Here is a 14,507-nt window from a genome sequence, read left to right as displayed (position 1 = left end):
GAAAAAATAAGGATTGATATGCGTATCTCTTTGATAAGCGCAGCGGTTTGCTGCGCCCTTTTTTCGGCTTACGGCGCGAGTGCGGCCCCACTCACTGTCGAGCAACGGCTGGCTCTGTTGGAGGCCCGGCTAAATCATGCGGAGCAGGAGGCGGGAGAAGCTAAACGCCGGGCGCAGCAGGCGGAGCTGCGCACCAGCGCCGCGGAACAGCGCGCGGCGGCAGCGGAAAAGCAGGTGCAGGCGCTCAGCCAACAGACCACGGCTCGCGAACAAAAACAGCAGGCCACCAATCAGCAGCTGAGCGAGCAGCTGGCGAAACGCGCCCCGGACGATGGCTTTACCTTTAACGCCTACGCCCGTTCCGGAATGTTAGTCAACAGCCACGGCAAAGGCGCCCGCGGCGGGCCAGGTATCTCCCCGGCCAGTTCGCTCAACGGCGATGCCCACGTCGGTCGTCTCGGCAACGAAAAAGATAATTACGCAGAGCTGAGCTTTGGCAAAAAGCTTACCTTCAACGATGGCTCATGGGCGCGCTTTAAGACCATGCTCGCCGACGGGGCCACCAACCCGGATCCGTGGGTTCAGGATAACGACAGCCACCATCTGAACATTCGTCAGCTGTACGTCGAGATGGGCGACTTCGCCGAGTTCACCGGGCCGTTAAAACGCGCCTCGATCTGGGCTGGCAAGCGCTTCGATCGGGATAACTTCGATATCCACTTTACCGATAGCGACATCATGTTCCTCGGTGGCACCGGCGGCGGGATCAATGATGTCGACTGGGGAAGCGGCCTGCGCGGCGATTATTCGGTGTATGCGCGTAACTTCGGCGACCTTGGCAGCGATAATTACGCGGATAATGACATCCAGAATCTGCTGTTCACCGCAAACCATTTTTACGGCAACTGGCAGCTGATGACCACGGTGATGACCGCCCAGGGCAACGATGACCTGAAAGATAATACCTCGACCACCGGGAGCTATGCCCTGCGCAGCGATAACACCGCCAAAAACGGCTACTACGCGATGCTGGCCCTCCACGACAAACAGCAGTTCTACGGCCTGGCGCCGGGGGTGTCGGAAAGCGCCCTGCAGTACGGCGTCGGGCTGGGCGCCGAAGCGCGTCAGCCGGGGAGCGATGGCGACCTGACCGAGAACGCGGCCTCCCTGCGCTTTGCGTCGTACGGGATCCTGCCGCTGGGGAAAAACTGGCAGCTGGCGCCGTCGGTGATAGCCCAGCACAGCGAAGACCGCTATCGCGACGGCGACCGCTACGACTGGGCGACGTTTAACCTGCGGGTATCGCAAGGGATCTCCGCTCACTTCGCCCTGCTGTATGAGGCCTCGTGGCAGTATATGGATCTCAATCCGAACGGGCGCAGCTATCGCTATAATGACAACGTTTATCAGTATCAGGCGGTGCGCGGTGATTTCTACAAGCTGACCTTCGCCCCCACCTTTAAAGTGGGCGATGTGTTTGATATCAAAGCGCGGCCGGAGATACGTTTCTTTGTCACGTGGATGAACTGGGATAAAGACCTGGATCGTTATGCGATCAACGATGATTTCGGCAGCAAAGGCTTCACCGCTGGCGGGACATGGAACTTCGGCGTGCAGACGGAGATTTGGTTTTAATAAAGTAGCCCGTCCGGGGCAAACGCTTGGACGGGGTTATTTAAATAAATAACAAGACATTATGAGGCTACTTGCGCAAGATGAAATGCATTAAACTTTTAAAATAAAAACCATAACAGGCAATAAATATAAAAGATGTTTTTATCATCTCAATGAGTGATTTGCTTTTTCTCAACGATGTTAAGCTCATATAAAACTTGTTGCTGTCTCTCTGGAATTAAATCAGCAAGTTTTTTATATCATCATGTATTTTTTCAATGTTCGTTGCTCACTAGAAAAACTGCCATGAAGATAAAACAATAAAACCATAATAAATGCTAACATCTGAATGGATGAGTCAGTCACCCCTTGCATCCCAATGTAGAGCTAAACAACCCGATACCATGGACATTTTCTTGTTGTCTAAACTCATCAAGCAGATCGGCAAACAATTCGTCTTTCTTACACACCTCAGTTGGCTCTCTGGTGCTTATGATAGATGAACATGATGTTTGTCTCAGTGCGTCGCAGGAGAAGGCCCTCCCCGGGGGCGGCGCAAAGCGCCTTGCCCGGGCTACGGATCTGCAGACCGCTGAGAACGCGTAGCCCGGACAGATGCGCAGCATCGCCTCCGGCGCGCCGGGTTACATGCTATAACCCGGCTTCTTTATCAGCTGCGCCATCTGCGGGGCGATCTCACTGTCCCACACCGCCTGCCACGCGTCCGGCTCAACCTGGGTGAGCGCGACGCTGACCGCGCTCTCTTTGCTGTTCAGATGGCGGATCAGCACCTCGGTAATGTCGGCGGCCAGCGCGGTTTTTTGTTCCTCAGTCAGTTCACGGGGAAAGCATTTAATATCAACATGCGGCATAGCAAAGACTCCTTGTGGTCAGAGCTATAACGCTAACACAGAATGGCCGTTATGGTTGGCATCGCGTGCGTTAAATCAGCTTGTTACGGCGCAGCGCCGCGGCCAGCTCCGGTCGCTGGTAGACCGCCCGGGCGACGGCGGCGAATTTTGGCGCGTGGTCGTCAAACCACGCCTGCCGCGGCCCCCAGCTGTACATCGCCGCGATATAGCAGTCCAGGAGGGTAATCGACGCGCCCAGCGCCCACGGCCCGGCGGCCAGCTGCTGTTCGAACCAGAGATAGAGATTGTTCCGGTACTGGCGACAATTCTCCACCAGCTGCTCCGCCGCGGCGGGCGCCCAGCGTTCCGGATAGTCGGCATAGGTAAAGGTAGGATAGACATTAGCCACCAGCCAGACCAGCAGGCGCTGAAACTGCTGACGCTGCGGCGTCCCCGGCGCGGGGGCCAGGTCGGGACGCTGGTCGAGGATCATCAGCGCGATGGCGGCGGTTTCGGTCATGATGTTGCCGTCGGCCAGCCTCAGGGTGGGCACCTGACACAGCGGGTTAATCTGCCGCAGGCGCTCGCGCGCCGGGCCGGGCTGGTCAAAGCCCTCAACGTCAACCACCTCGTAGGGAATATCGGCCAGGGAGAGCATCAGCTCGCTAATCGTCGAGCCCCATCCCGGCACGCCATAAACGGTAATCATGGTCTGCCTCCAGGATAAAGCCTAAGTGTAGGCAGAAAATTACCGCTCACCCAACCGGCATACCATGGCCCGGGTGGTTAGTAGGTGATCCCCGGCGGGTTGACCACCGACTGCGCCACCGCCTCGCCCTGCTCTCCCCAGCGCGCCAGCACCTGCTGATATTCACCGCGGGCAATCGCCCCGTCGAGGGCTGCCTGCAGGGCAAAGACCAGGCCGTTGCCTTTTTTGGTGGTTGTCGCCACCCACGCTTTTTTCGGCCCCAGGCCTACCACCCGGGTCTGGCCATTAAGGGCCGCTTTATAGGCGGCCACCGACTGCGGGCCGAAAAAGATATCCGCCCGCCCGGACTGGATATAGAGGTTGCCGGAGGCATCATCGGTCAGGTAGACCGGCTGGGCCAGCGGCCGCCCGGCGGCCCGGTTGTCCTCATTCCAGCCCAGCAGGATCCGCTCCTGGTTGGTGCCAGACCCGACGATCACTTTGCGCCCGGCGAGGTCTGCGGGTCCGTTTACCGCGGCGATGTCGCTGGTGGATTTCACCGAGAAGGCCAGGGAGTCCACCCGGTAGGTGGCGAAATCGAACTTCTCTTTGCGCTTCTCGGTTACCGCGATATTAATCAGCGCCACATCGTAGCGGCCGGCGGCGATGCCCAGCGGCCAGTCCTCCCACGCGGTGGGCACCAGCCTGAGTTTCAGGCCAAGGCTTCCGGCCAGCAGGCGGGCCATATCCGGGTCGCTGCCGATCCGCGTGCGGTTGTCGCTGGCAAGCAGCGCCAGCGGCGGCGAATTGAGCGCCGAGATCGCCACCGTCAGCGTCCCCGGTTCCACGAAGCGATAGCCCGGTGGAATTTTCGCGATCGCCTGCGGGTCGCGGGTGACCGGCAATGGCTGCTCATTGGCGCGCAGATCCAGCGCCGCGTGAGCGTCCAGCGCCAGGGCGCTGAATACCAGGGTCGCTATCGCTCTGTTCATGACGGCAGCACCCTGGATAAAAACTGCCGGGTACGCGGATGCTGAGGATGGTTGAGCACCTCGTCGCTGCTGCCCTGCTCGACGATCCTGCCGTCGACCATAAACACCACCTGATCGGCCACCTCGCGGGCAAAGCCAACCTCGTGGGTGACCACCACCAGAGTGGTGCCAGAGCGCGCCAGCTTCTTGATGACATCCAGCACCTCGCCCACCAGCTCCGGATCCAGCGCCGAGGTGGGCTCATCAAACAGGATCACCCGCGGGTCCAGCGCCAGCGCCCGGGCAATAGCGATACGCTGCTGCTGGCCACCGGAGAGATGCCGCGACCAGGCGTCGGCTTTATTGCGCAGTCCGACCACGTCCAGCAGCTCCCAGGCACGGGCAATGGCCTCTTTGCGCGTGACCTGCTTGTGGGCGATCGGCGCCTCTATCAGGTTCTCCAGCACCGTCAGGTGCGGAAACAGGTTAAAGTTCTGAAACACGTAACCGACGTTGATCCGCTGGCGGAGGATCTCCTTCTCTTTCATCTCATACAGCTTGTCGCCTTTGCGGCGATAGCCGATATAGTCGCCATCAATCTGAATAAACCCTTCATCAACGCGCTCGAGGTGATTAATGGTGCGCAGCAGCGTGGACTTGCCCGAACCGGAAGGGCCGAGGATCACCGTCACCGTGCCCGGAGGTATCTCCAAGGACACATCGTCCAGCGCTTTGTGGCGGCCATAGTATTTGCTGACGCCGGTGATAGAGATATGGCCATTACGAGAGCTGGGCATGGACGGCCTCCTGGGGCTGTGGTTGACGTGCGGGTTGATTCAGACGGCTGCTGCGGGCGCTGTTCACCGCCGAGCGGCGCTCGCTGCGCGCCAGTCCACGTTCCACCAGGTACTGAATGGCGGAGAGAACGCTGGTGATCGCCAGATACCAGGCGGCGCCGACCATCAACAGCGGGATCACCTCCTGGGTACGGTTGTAGATCATCTGGATGGTGTAGAACAGCTCCGGCATCGCCAGGACATACACCATCGCCGTTCCTTTCGCCAGACTGATGATCTCATTGAAGCCGGATGGCAGAATGGTGCGCAGCGCCTGCGGCAAAATAATGCGCAGCGTGCGTCGCCAGGCGGGCAGCCCCAGCGCGGCAGCGGCCTCATACTGCCCATGGTCAACGCCGAGGAAGCCGCCGCGAATAATCTCCGCGGTATAGGCGCTCTGCACCAGGGTCAGGCCCACCACCGCCGTGGAGAATTGCCCCAGCACGTTTATCGTCTGGTAGCTGGCCCAGGTGACGCCGGTAAACGGGATCCCCAGCGACAGGGTGTCGTAAAGATAGGAGAAGTTGTAGAGAATGATCAGCACTACAATCAGCGGCAGCGAGCGAAACAGCCAGATATAGCTCCAGGCGAGGCTGCTGAGCAGCCAGGATGAGGACAAGCGGGCCAGCGCCAGCAGGCCGCCGAAGATCACGCTCAGCACCGTGCCGAGCAGGGTCAGAAGCAGGGTTTGTCCCAGCCCTTCGAGGATCACCGGGTCAAAGAACCAGCGGGCGAAGACGCCCCACTCCCAGCGCGGGTTGAAGGCCACCGACTGGATCACTACCGCCAGCACCAGCAGGGCCACCAGGGCTCCCACCACCCGCAGCGGATAGCGCGCCGGCACCACTTTTATCGTTTCAGATGTATGCATAATGCCTCCTCAGGCGCTGTGGCTAAAGGCGCTCACCGCCAGCGCTTTAGTGAACCGCAGCCGGCCATCGTAAGGCGGCTGACTGTACTCTTCCGGGTCTCGCGCGAGGTCAAACTGCGCCTCATACCCCTGGCTGAGATAGAGCTTTACCGCCTCCGGCTGGCGGAAGCCGGTGGTCAGGTAGATATGGCTGTACCCGGCCAGCACCGCCCGCCGCTCCAGCTCCTGAACTACTTTCGCCGCCAGCCCCTGCTGGCGCAGACGGCGGTGCGTCCAGATACGTTTGATCTCTGCGGTGTGGCGATCCTTAGGTTTATAAGCGCCGGTGGCGATAATTTCGCCCTCACGCTCAAGGACGATAAACAGCCCCTGCGGCGGCAAATACCACTCGCTCAACTCCACTTCCGCATCGCGGGAAAAATAGTCGCCGTAGCGGGCGGCGTATTCAGCAAACAGCCCGCTAATAATCGGCTGCAGCTCCGGGGCGTCCGGAGAAATATCGCGGAATGCTTCGCTCATCGCGCCTCCTGTCAGTCGCCCAGCCCGGGCGGGTTGATTTCCGATTGCGGTATGCTTTCCACCCCTTCGCCCCAGCGGTTAAGCACTTTGGCGTAGTCCCCGCTGGCGATAGCGCCGTTCAGCGCCGCCTGGACGGCATTCACCAGCCCGCTGTCTTTTTTCAGCGTTACCGCGATATGCGCCGCTTTCGGCCAGCCGCCATCGACGCTGCCCACCAGTTTGGTTTTGCCGGTCAGCGCCGCCTTCCATGCGCCAATTACGTTAGGGCCGAAAAAGGCGTCGGCTCGCCCGGTCTGCAGCGCCAGCGTCTGGGCGGCATCATCCTTGGTGTAAACCGGGGTAAACGGCTTCAGCCCCTTCTTGACGTTCTCCGCGTTCCACGCCAGCAGGATCGCCTCCTGGTTAGTACCGGAGCCGACGATAATCTTCAGCCCGGCGATGTCCTCCGCCTTGTCAATTTTGTTCAGCGGACTGGTGCTTTTGACGTAGAAGCCCAGCGAATCTTTGCGGTAGGTGGCGAAATCGAACTTTTCTTTTCGCTCTTTGGTGACGGTAATATTGCTGATCGCGGCATCATATTTGCCGGAGGTGACTCCCAGCGGCCAGTCTTCCCAGGAGGTGGGAACTACGTTCACCTCCAGCCCGAGACTCTCCGCCACCAGCCGGGCGATATCCGCCTCGCTGCCGAGCAGGGTTTTGTTGTCATCGGCGAAGACCGTCAGCGGCGGTGAGTTCAGGGCCGCCACCGCGACGGTGAATTTCCCCGGCACCGCCAGATGCAGATCTTTCGGCAACAGGGCAATGGCCTGCGGGTTTTTCGCTGTGTGAATCGGCGTTTTGTTGGCCTCCAGGCTTACCCCGGTGCCATTGATCTTGACGTCCTGTGCCCACGACGAGGCGCTAAATGCCAACGCGACGGCCAGCAAGAGTGTTGTTTTCTGCATAGCGTGATTCTCTTTTCTTATTTTTGGAATTGATTAGCGGGTAGCGCCAGGCCCAGACTTTCCCGCAGGGTAGTGCCCGGATAGTCGCGACGGAATAGACCGCGCGCCTGTAACAGAGGCACCACCTCGTCAACAAAGCGCGGGAAGGTTTCCGGCGTGCCGCCCTGAATGATGAAACCGTCCGCCGCGCGCTGTTCGAACCACAATTGCAGGCCATCGGCGACATCGCTGGCGGTGCCGGTAAAGCGCGGACGTGGGCTCGCGGCCTCCAGGGCCACCTGGCGCAGGGTTAATCCCCGCTCGCGGGCGTGACGTTTAATCTCGTCGGTGGTGCTGCGGAAGCTGTTTTGTCCCAGGTCGCCAATATCCGGGAACGGTTCATCAAGCGGGTACTGCGAAAAATCATGGTGTTCGAAATAGCGCCCAAGATAGTTCAGCGCATCCTCGATGGAAACCAGCGCCGCGGTAGTCTGGTACTGACGTTCCGCATCCTGGGCGTCATCCCCGACGATGACGCTGACGCCCTGGAAGATATGCAGTTGGTCCGGGGTGCGCTGATATGCGCTGAGTTGGCTTTTGACATCCTGATAAAATGCCTGCGCCTCGGCCAGCGATTCCTGATGGGTAAAAATGGCATCGGCGTGGCGTGCGGCTAATTTCTTGCCGTCGTCCGACGCGCCAGCCTGGAAAATAATCGGCCGTCCCTGTGGCGTGCGGGCAATATTTAGCGGCCCGGCCACTTTAAAGAAATCGCCATGGTGATCGAGCGTATGCAGTTTATTTTTATCAAAGAACTGGCCAGTCTCCTTATTGCGCACAAAGGCGTCCTCTTCCCATGAATCCCATAAGCCTTTCACCACCTGCAGATATTCATCGGCAATGCGATAGCGCAGCGCATGATCCGGATGCTGGGCCCGGGAGAAGTTTTTCGCCGACCCTTCCAGCGGCGAAGTGACCACGTTCCAGCCCGCCCGCCCCTGGCTTAAATGGTCAAGGCTGGCGAACTGTCGGGCGGAGGTAAACGGCTCGCTGTACGAAGTGGATAAGGTCCCCACCAGCCCCAGCCGCCGGGTAACCGCGGCCAGCGCGGAAAGCACCGTTAAGGGCTCGAAGCGATTTAAAAAATGGGGAATCGATTTTTCATTAATATATAAACCGTCGGCGACAAAAATAAAATCCAGCTTACCCGCTTCCGCTTTTAACGCCGTCTCTGTAACAAAATCAAAATTAATACTGGCGTCGGCCTGGGCCGCCGGATGACGCCATGCGGACATATTTCCCGATGCACCATGTAATATGGTTCCCAGACGCAATTGTCGATTTTCAGACATAGCTACCCCTTCCCCTGCCATCCGTTAAATGTGTTGTAACGCTTCTTCCGCGAGCCGGGCGAAATAATGCGCCGCGGGCGCAATCAGCCGTTCATCCGGATTAAATGCCGGATGGTGCAGACCATATTCGCTGGCGCTGCCGATGCTGACGAACGCCCCGGGAATATGCTGAAGATAGACCGCAAAATCTTCGCCACCGAGATGCAGATCGGCGTGATGGGTGCGGTACCCGGCCTGGGCCGCCACGTCGCTGGCGAAGTCGGCCCAGCGGGCGTCATTGACCAGCGCCGTCGGGCCGGCATACCAGAAGACGTCAATCTGTGCGCCAAAGGCGCTGGCGAAACCGGCCGCGATCTCGCTGACCCGGGCCTTGACCCGCTGCTGCACTTCACTGCTGTGGGTGCGCAGCGTCCCCTCCAGTTCGACGCTCTCCGGCAGCACGTTCCAGGTATTGCCTCCCTGGACCCGCGTCACGCTGAGCACCACTGAGTCGAGGGTGTTCACTTCCCGGCTGGCCACGCTCTGCAGCACCGTCACCAGCTGGCTGGCCAGCAGGATCGCATCCTTTCCTTCATGTGGGCGGGCGGCATGCGCCCCCTTCCCGGTCACTTTGAAGACGAAGCGATCGACGTTGGCGTAGAACGCGCCGCCGCGGGTGGCAAATTCGCCCACCGGCAGGCCGGGCTCATTGTGCATACCAAAGATCGCCGACACGTCCTCCAGCGCCCCGGCGCGGATCAGGGTTTTCGCGCCGCCAAAATTTTCTTCCGCCGGCTGAAACAGGATCCGTACCCGCCCCGGGAGTTCCGCTTCCCGATCCTTCAGCAGCAGCGCCGCCCCCAGCATCACGCTGGTGTGAATATCGTGGCCGCAGGCATGCATCACCCCTTCATTTTGCGAGCGGTAAGGCAGACCGGTCGCCTCCTCGATGGGCAACGCGTCGATGTCCGCCCGCAGGGCAATCACCTTGTCGCCGCTGCCGACTTCGGCGACCAGCCCGGTTTTCAGATCGAAGGGCAGCAGAGTCAGCCCGCCGCTCTGCAGCCAGTCGCGGATCCGCGCGGTGGTGGCTACTTCCTGTAGGGAGAGCTCCGGGTTCTGGTGCAGCTCGCGCCGCCAGCTAATCAGTTGTTGTTCAAAGGACATTCAGCACCTCCTTGCCGTAGTGAGCCTGCGCCAGCAGGCGCAGGGAGCGCAGGCGCGCAGGCCCGTCGCTAATGGGGGTATCAATGATTAATTCATCCAGCTGATCTTCCGCCTGCAGCGCGTCAAGCCGGGCTTTAACCTGTTCGGGAGTACCGGAGATCAGTGAAGATTCGCGGCGGTGGATGCGTGTCGGCCGGCTGCCAGCCTGGCGGGCAAAGGCGACGGCCTGAGCCTCACTGCCGACGGTCACCCGCTGGCCGTTCTCCAGCTCGACGCCCCACACCTCGACCTGCTGCGCCAGCGCAGCGGCGGTGGCCGGATCGTCAGCCACCACCACCTGCACGGCGACGATCGCCTCACGCGGGCTGAGCTCGCGCCAGCGGTTGATCACCGTGCGGCGCAGCGCGCTGTCGCCATTGAGATGGGCCGCAAAGACAAAGTTCCAGTCAAGACGGGCGGCCAGTTCCGCACTCTCCAGGCTGGCGCCGAGCAGAAATCCGTCGGCCCGGCGCGGCGGGATCGGCGTGGCGCGCAGGCTCTCCTCTCCCCCTGGCTCAGTCAGTGACAGCCAGTTATCCAGCTGCGCCAGCTGATCGGCAAAGGTCCCTTTCTCCTCCTGATGCAGGCCCTGCTGCAGGGCGCGGGTGGAGAGCGGCAGGCCGCCAGGCGCCTTGCCCACCCCGAGATCGATGCGACCCGGCGCGAGGGCGGCCAGCAGGTTAAAGTTTTCCGCGACTTTATAGGGGCTGTAGTGCTGGAGCATGACGCCGCCGGACCCAAGACGAATGCGCCGGGTGTGGCCCAGCAGCCAGGCGATAACCAGCTCCGGAGAGGGGCTCGCCAGCTGATCGGTATTGTGGTGTTCGGCGACCCAGAAGCGGTGATAGCCCCAGGCTTCGGCGTGTTGCGCCAGCGTTAATGTGCGCGCCAGCGCCTGCGCGGCGGTTTCCCCGGCGGCAAGCGGACTTTTATCCAGGATACTGATTCGATAAGACATTTCGCAGGCTCATATGAAAGTACGTGCCTGCATTATTAAAATCTCTGCTAACTATTGAGAAACAATTAATTCACATGTGTACTGCTGAAAATTAGATATGCCCGCCTGACCGCTGCGCTTCCAGCTCGCGGAGCAGCGCCTCAGCCTGCCGCGGACTGCGCAGCCGGACGAAGCGAATATGCCGATATTGCGGATCCTGCATATCGGCCAGATAGCGTCGACGATTCTGCCGCCAGGTCTTCAGCGTCCAGAGGATGATGGATTCCCGGCTGCAGAACGAACGGCGGAAACTCTCGCGGTTGCCGGTGCCCGGCCATAGCTCCTGTTGTCGCCACGCCCGGCTCGCGGCCCGCCACACCGCCTGGCGCAGCGTGCGCCAGAGGCCATAATCCAGCCAGATCACCAGATCCACCTCGCGCCATTTGACCCCGCGGCTGCGATTGTAGTTGCCGTCCAGCACCCAGCCCGGGGTGGCCGTCGCGGCGGCAATGGCGGCGAAAAACGCCTCATCCGGCGTGCCCTGCCAGTTTGGCCGCCAGTACAGGCGATCCAGTTCGATCCAGCGCAGCCCCAGCCTGTGCGCCAGGCGACGAGCCAGGGTGGATTTACCTGAGCCGCTGGTGCCGACCACGTTGATGTTCATCTCTGATTCTCCCTGGTAGCCATTCCCGTTGTTCGCCGCCTTTGCCCGGATGGGAAAAGGCAGTATGTACAGCCGCTTACGCCAGCAAGCGAAAGGCAAAAAATTTCCGGCTGATCGCCCCACCTGTCATGCCGCGCCAGTAAAGATGGCGCTGCCGCCAACAAAGCAGTCTTTATCCAGCGTCAGGCTGGCGATCTTATGCACCGGACCGCGCATATTCACCTGAAAATCCGCGCCGAAGGTGATGCACAGCTGGCCGCCTGGCATGTTGACATCCACCCGATCGTCCACCTTCCCTAACCGGCGCATGGCGCTGGCCGCCGCGCAGCTGCTGCTCCCGGAGGCCATCGTAAACCCGGCGCCCCGCTCCCAGATACCAATCTTCAGCGTATGGCGATCGACAATTTCCACGAACTGCACATTGCAGCGTTTGGGGAATAAGGGATGATGTTCAATTTGCGGTCCTAAACGATGAACCTGTTCCAGGTCGAGCTTATCCACGAGGACAACGCAGTGGGGATTGCCCATGGAGACCAGCACGACGGACAGGGTTTCATCCGCCAGCGTCAACGGATAATTCACCGCCTCGGGCAAATTCACTAAGGCGGGTAACGCCGCCGGATTGAAATTCGCCCGCCCCATATCCACGCTAATCTGATGAAAATCACTCTCCACGGTGCAATAGACATCTCCGCCCGCCGTGTGCACTAAAAAAGGCTCATGGCCGACGCGACCGCTATCAAACAGATAGCGCGCATAGATCCGTAGCCCATTACCGCTTTTCTCCGCCTCGGAGCCGTCCGGATTGATAATACGCAGCGTGGGATGGGTTTGATCGCCACTGTCGATCAGCAGACCATCGGAACCAACGCCATAGTGGCGATGGCACAGAATTCGAATATGCTCGTTGCTCAGCTGGTCGGCAACGGCGCGATGGCATACCAGGTAATCATTACCCAGTCCGTGATATTTATGAAACTGTAAGGGGGTCATTGTGTGGGGTCGCCTGGCGCTATGGGTCTGATCTTGCATCTTACAATACCTGCGCCGCCAGAATGAATTAAACACTAAGGCTTAACCGCTCTGTTCATTCTGCTCTTCGGCAGGCAGGCGTCATGCTTCTCCCGTCTGCGCATCCCCGCCGTGACTGACGCTGAAGCCATTTATGCTGGAATATCCGGATATTAACATCAAAAGCACTGATGATAATGGCCAAACGGTGGTCGTCGATGACCGGTTAAACGCTGGGCTGCGACTCGGCGAACAGCTGGCTATCGCCTGTGACCAACGAATGCGCCAGCAGGCGAACTGGCCCCACGCCGTCCCCGGACAGCCTCGCTATTACCCCAGTCGACGCCAACATACCAGCGCTTTCATTCTGTTGCGGGAAACTCTGCGACGCTGATCTCATTGATAAATCTGTCAAATGCTATCGGTAAATGTTTTAGGTGCGTAACTATTAGGTTACGTGTAGGATTCAGCGCCATGTCTGAGCTTATCTCCTACGTCAGAATGATGAGAAAGCCAGCATAATGTGCCAGCCGTCCTCCACACCGGCTGCAAACATGGGCATTGACAGGAAACTGATACATCAATGAATACGAAACACGACACTGCAGCGGAGCACCATGCTGCAAAACGCCACTGGCTCAACTCACACGAAGCGGGTTATCACAAAGCGATGGGCAACCGTCAGGTACAGATGATTGCCATCGGCGGCGCCATCGGTACCGGTTTGTTCCTCGGCGCCGGGGCACGTTTACAAATGGCAGGGCCAGCGCTCGCACTGGTCTATCTGGTCTGCGGCATCTTCTCTTTCTTTATTCTTCGCGCGCTCGGCGAACTGGTTCTCCACCGCCCCTCGAGCGGCAGCTTCGTCTCTTATGCCAGGGAATTCCTCGGCGAAAAAGCCGCCTACGTGGCCGGCTGGATGTACTTCGTTAACTGGGCAATGACCGGGATCGTCGATATCACCGCCGTGGCGCTGTATATGCACTATTGGGGCGCCTTTGGCGATGTGCCGCAGTGGGTCTTCGCCCTTGGCGCGCTAGCCATCGTTGGCACCATGAACATGATCGGCGTGAAGTGGTTCGCCGAGATGGAGTTCTGGTTCGCACTGGTCAAAGTACTGGCGATCGTCGCGTTTCTCGTGGTCGGTACCATTTTCCTCGGCTCCGGTAAGCCGCTGGACGGTAATGCCACAGGCTTCCACCTGATCACCGATAACGGCGGCTTCTTCCCGCACGGCCTCCTGCCGGCGCTGGTGCTGGTGCAGGGCGTGGTCTTCGCCTTCGCCTCCATTGAGCTGGTGGGCACCGCGGCCGGTGAGTGTAAAGATCCGGAGACGATGGTGCCGAAGGCCATCAACAGCGTGATCTGGCGTATCGGCCTGTTTTACGTTGGGTCGGTGGTGCTGCTGGTGCTGCTGCTGCCGTGGAACGCCTACCAGGCGGGACAGAGCCCGTTTGTTACCTTCTTCTCAAAACTGGGCGTGCCGTACATCGGCAGCGTGATGAACATCGTGGTATTAACCGCCGCCCTCTCCAGCCTTAACTCCGGCCTCTACAGCACCGGACGTATTCTGCGCTCCATGTCGATGGGGGGCTCCGCGCCGAAGTTCATGTCGAAGATGAGCCGTCACCACGTCCCTTACGCCGGGATCCTGGCGACGCTGGCGGTGTACGTGGTCGGGGTGTTCCTCAACTATCTGGTGCCGTCGCAGGTGTTTGAGATCGTCCTCAACGTCGCTTCGCTGGGGATCATTGCTTCCTGGGGCTTTATCGTGGTGTGTCAGATGCGTCTGCGCAAAGCGATTAAGGAAGGGAAAGCGGCTCAGGTGAGCTTCAGAATGCCGGGGGCGCCGTTCACCTCGTGGCTGACGCTGCTGTTCCTGTTTAGCGTGCTGGTGCTGATGGCCTTCGATTATCCGAACGGCACCTATACCATTGGCTCCATCCCGTTGCTGGCGGTGCTGTTGGTGGCGGGCTGGTTTGGCGTGCGTAAGCGCGTGCATGCGATTCACAGCACAGCGCCGACGCTCAAGCAGTAAATGGCAGGACTCCCGGTTTGTCCATCGCGGGCAAACCGGGAGGTCAG

The 14,507-nt window shown here is 59.8% G+C and carries 12 protein-coding genes and 2 pseudogenes; 3 read left to right on the top strand and 11 right to left on the bottom strand.

Translation table 11 applies throughout. The features are described from left to right. Positions 1-18 precede the first annotated feature (18 nt). A complete protein-coding gene (locus ABLV76_RS20885) occupies positions 19-1,635 on the top strand; it encodes a carbohydrate porin (RefSeq protein WP_032425871.1) in 1,617 nt (538 codons plus the stop codon). A 623-nt stretch (positions 1,636-2,258) separates the two neighbouring features. Here the strand turns inward: ABLV76_RS20885 and pptA are convergent. The 11 genes and pseudogenes from pptA to dapF form a co-directional block, all read right to left on the bottom strand. Next, positions 2,259-2,486 carry a tautomerase PptA gene (gene pptA / locus ABLV76_RS20880; protein WP_032456134.1) on the bottom strand — a complete coding sequence of 76 codons (228 nt, stop codon included), beginning with the start codon at positions 2,484-2,486 and terminating at the stop codon, positions 2,259-2,261. Positions 2,487-2,556: 70 nt separating this feature from the next. Then, the gene (locus tag ABLV76_RS20875; RefSeq protein ID WP_048294935.1) at positions 2,557-3,174 is read right to left on the bottom strand and encodes a glutathione S-transferase family protein; all 618 of its coding nucleotides are present in this window, start codon (positions 3,172-3,174) and stop codon (positions 2,557-2,559) included. Positions 3,175-3,251: 77 nt separating this feature from the next. Further along, a complete protein-coding gene (locus ABLV76_RS20870; RefSeq protein WP_167875712.1) occupies positions 3,252-4,103 on the bottom strand; it encodes a transporter substrate-binding domain-containing protein in 852 nt (283 codons plus the stop codon). Positions 4,104-4,141: 38 nt separating this feature from the next. After that, a complete protein-coding gene (locus ABLV76_RS20865) occupies positions 4,142-4,921 on the bottom strand; it encodes an amino acid ABC transporter ATP-binding protein (protein WP_053810329.1) in 780 nt (259 codons plus the stop codon). Beyond that, a complete protein-coding gene (locus ABLV76_RS20860) occupies positions 4,905-5,831 on the bottom strand; it encodes an amino acid ABC transporter permease (RefSeq protein WP_004202730.1) in 927 nt (308 codons plus the stop codon). Before ABLV76_RS20860 ends, ABLV76_RS20865 begins: the two co-directional genes overlap by 17 nt. Before the next feature lie 9 nt (positions 5,832-5,840). After that, entirely contained in the window at positions 5,841-6,350 is a 510-nt protein-coding gene (locus ABLV76_RS20855; protein ID WP_004202731.1) for a GNAT family N-acetyltransferase, read from the bottom strand. An 11-nt stretch (positions 6,351-6,361) separates the two neighbouring features. After that, positions 6,362-8,625 (bottom strand): annotated as a pseudogene (locus ABLV76_RS20850) (NtaA/DmoA family FMN-dependent monooxygenase). A gap of 24 nt (positions 8,626-8,649) precedes the next feature. Continuing rightward, positions 8,650-9,771 (bottom strand): M20 peptidase aminoacylase family protein, encoded by a 1,122-nt coding sequence (locus tag ABLV76_RS20845; protein ID WP_017900497.1) that lies wholly within the window; start codon positions 9,769-9,771, stop codon positions 8,650-8,652. Then, the gene (locus tag ABLV76_RS20840; RefSeq protein WP_053810327.1) at positions 9,761-10,768 is read right to left on the bottom strand and encodes an LLM class flavin-dependent oxidoreductase; all 1,008 of its coding nucleotides are present in this window, start codon (positions 10,766-10,768) and stop codon (positions 9,761-9,763) included. The genes ABLV76_RS20845 and ABLV76_RS20840 overlap by 11 nt, the downstream gene beginning before the upstream one ends. Positions 10,769-10,859: 91 nt before the next feature. Continuing rightward, the gene (locus ABLV76_RS20835; protein WP_004202736.1) at positions 10,860-11,411 is read right to left on the bottom strand and encodes a hypothetical protein; all 552 of its coding nucleotides are present in this window, start codon (positions 11,409-11,411) and stop codon (positions 10,860-10,862) included. A gap of 126 nt (positions 11,412-11,537) precedes the next feature. Next, entirely contained in the window at positions 11,538-12,404 is an 867-nt protein-coding gene (gene dapF, locus ABLV76_RS20830; RefSeq protein WP_128335416.1) for a diaminopimelate epimerase, read from the bottom strand. Positions 12,405-12,564: 160 nt separating this feature from the next. Between dapF and ABLV76_RS20825 the strand changes: the two are divergent. Continuing rightward, a pseudogene (locus ABLV76_RS20825) lies at positions 12,565-12,816 on the top strand (hypothetical protein); the annotation flags it as partial. Positions 12,817-13,005: 189 nt separating this feature from the next. Then, positions 13,006-14,460 carry an L-asparagine permease gene (ansP, locus tag ABLV76_RS20820; protein ID WP_032456141.1) on the top strand — a complete coding sequence of 485 codons (1,455 nt, stop codon included), beginning with the start codon at positions 13,006-13,008 and terminating at the stop codon, positions 14,458-14,460. Positions 14,461-14,507 lie beyond the last annotated feature (47 nt).

Origin of the sequence: Klebsiella sp. GB_Kp047, from assembly GCF_040065235.1 — a bacterium.
Taxonomy (GTDB): Bacteria; Pseudomonadota; Gammaproteobacteria; order Enterobacterales; family Enterobacteriaceae; genus Klebsiella; species Klebsiella quasipneumoniae.
Note: the sequence above shows the minus strand (reverse complement) of the source record. Positions and strands in the feature narration are given on the sequence as shown.

Bases quoted from the DNA above. Each gene is read 5' to 3' on its own strand.
- ABLV76_RS20885 (WP_032425871.1), top strand. From the start codon at position 19: ATGCGTATCTCTTTGATAAGCGCAGCGGTTTGCTGCGCCCTTTTTTCG.
- pptA (WP_032456134.1), bottom strand. From the start codon at position 2,486: ATGCCGCATGTTGATATTAAATGCTTTCCCCGTGAACTGACTGAGGAA.
- ABLV76_RS20875 (WP_048294935.1), bottom strand. From the start codon at position 3,174: ATGATTACCGTTTATGGCGTGCCGGGATGGGGCTCGACGATTAGCGAG.
- ABLV76_RS20865 (WP_053810329.1), bottom strand. From the start codon at position 4,921: ATGCCCAGCTCTCGTAATGGCCATATCTCTATCACCGGCGTCAGCAAA.
- ABLV76_RS20860 (WP_004202730.1), bottom strand. From the start codon at position 5,831: ATGCATACATCTGAAACGATAAAAGTGGTGCCGGCGCGCTATCCGCTG.
- ABLV76_RS20855 (WP_004202731.1), bottom strand. From the start codon at position 6,350: ATGAGCGAAGCATTCCGCGATATTTCTCCGGACGCCCCGGAGCTGCAG.
- ABLV76_RS20845 (WP_017900497.1), bottom strand. From the start codon at position 9,771: ATGTCCTTTGAACAACAACTGATTAGCTGGCGGCGCGAGCTGCACCAG.
- ABLV76_RS20840 (WP_053810327.1), bottom strand. From the start codon at position 10,768: ATGTCTTATCGAATCAGTATCCTGGATAAAAGTCCGCTTGCCGCCGGG.
- ABLV76_RS20835 (WP_004202736.1), bottom strand. From the start codon at position 11,411: ATGAACATCAACGTGGTCGGCACCAGCGGCTCAGGTAAATCCACCCTG.
- dapF (WP_128335416.1), bottom strand. From the start codon at position 12,404: ATGACCCCCTTACAGTTTCATAAATATCACGGACTGGGTAATGATTAC.
- ansP (WP_032456141.1), top strand. From the start codon at position 13,006: ATGAATACGAAACACGACACTGCAGCGGAGCACCATGCTGCAAAACGC.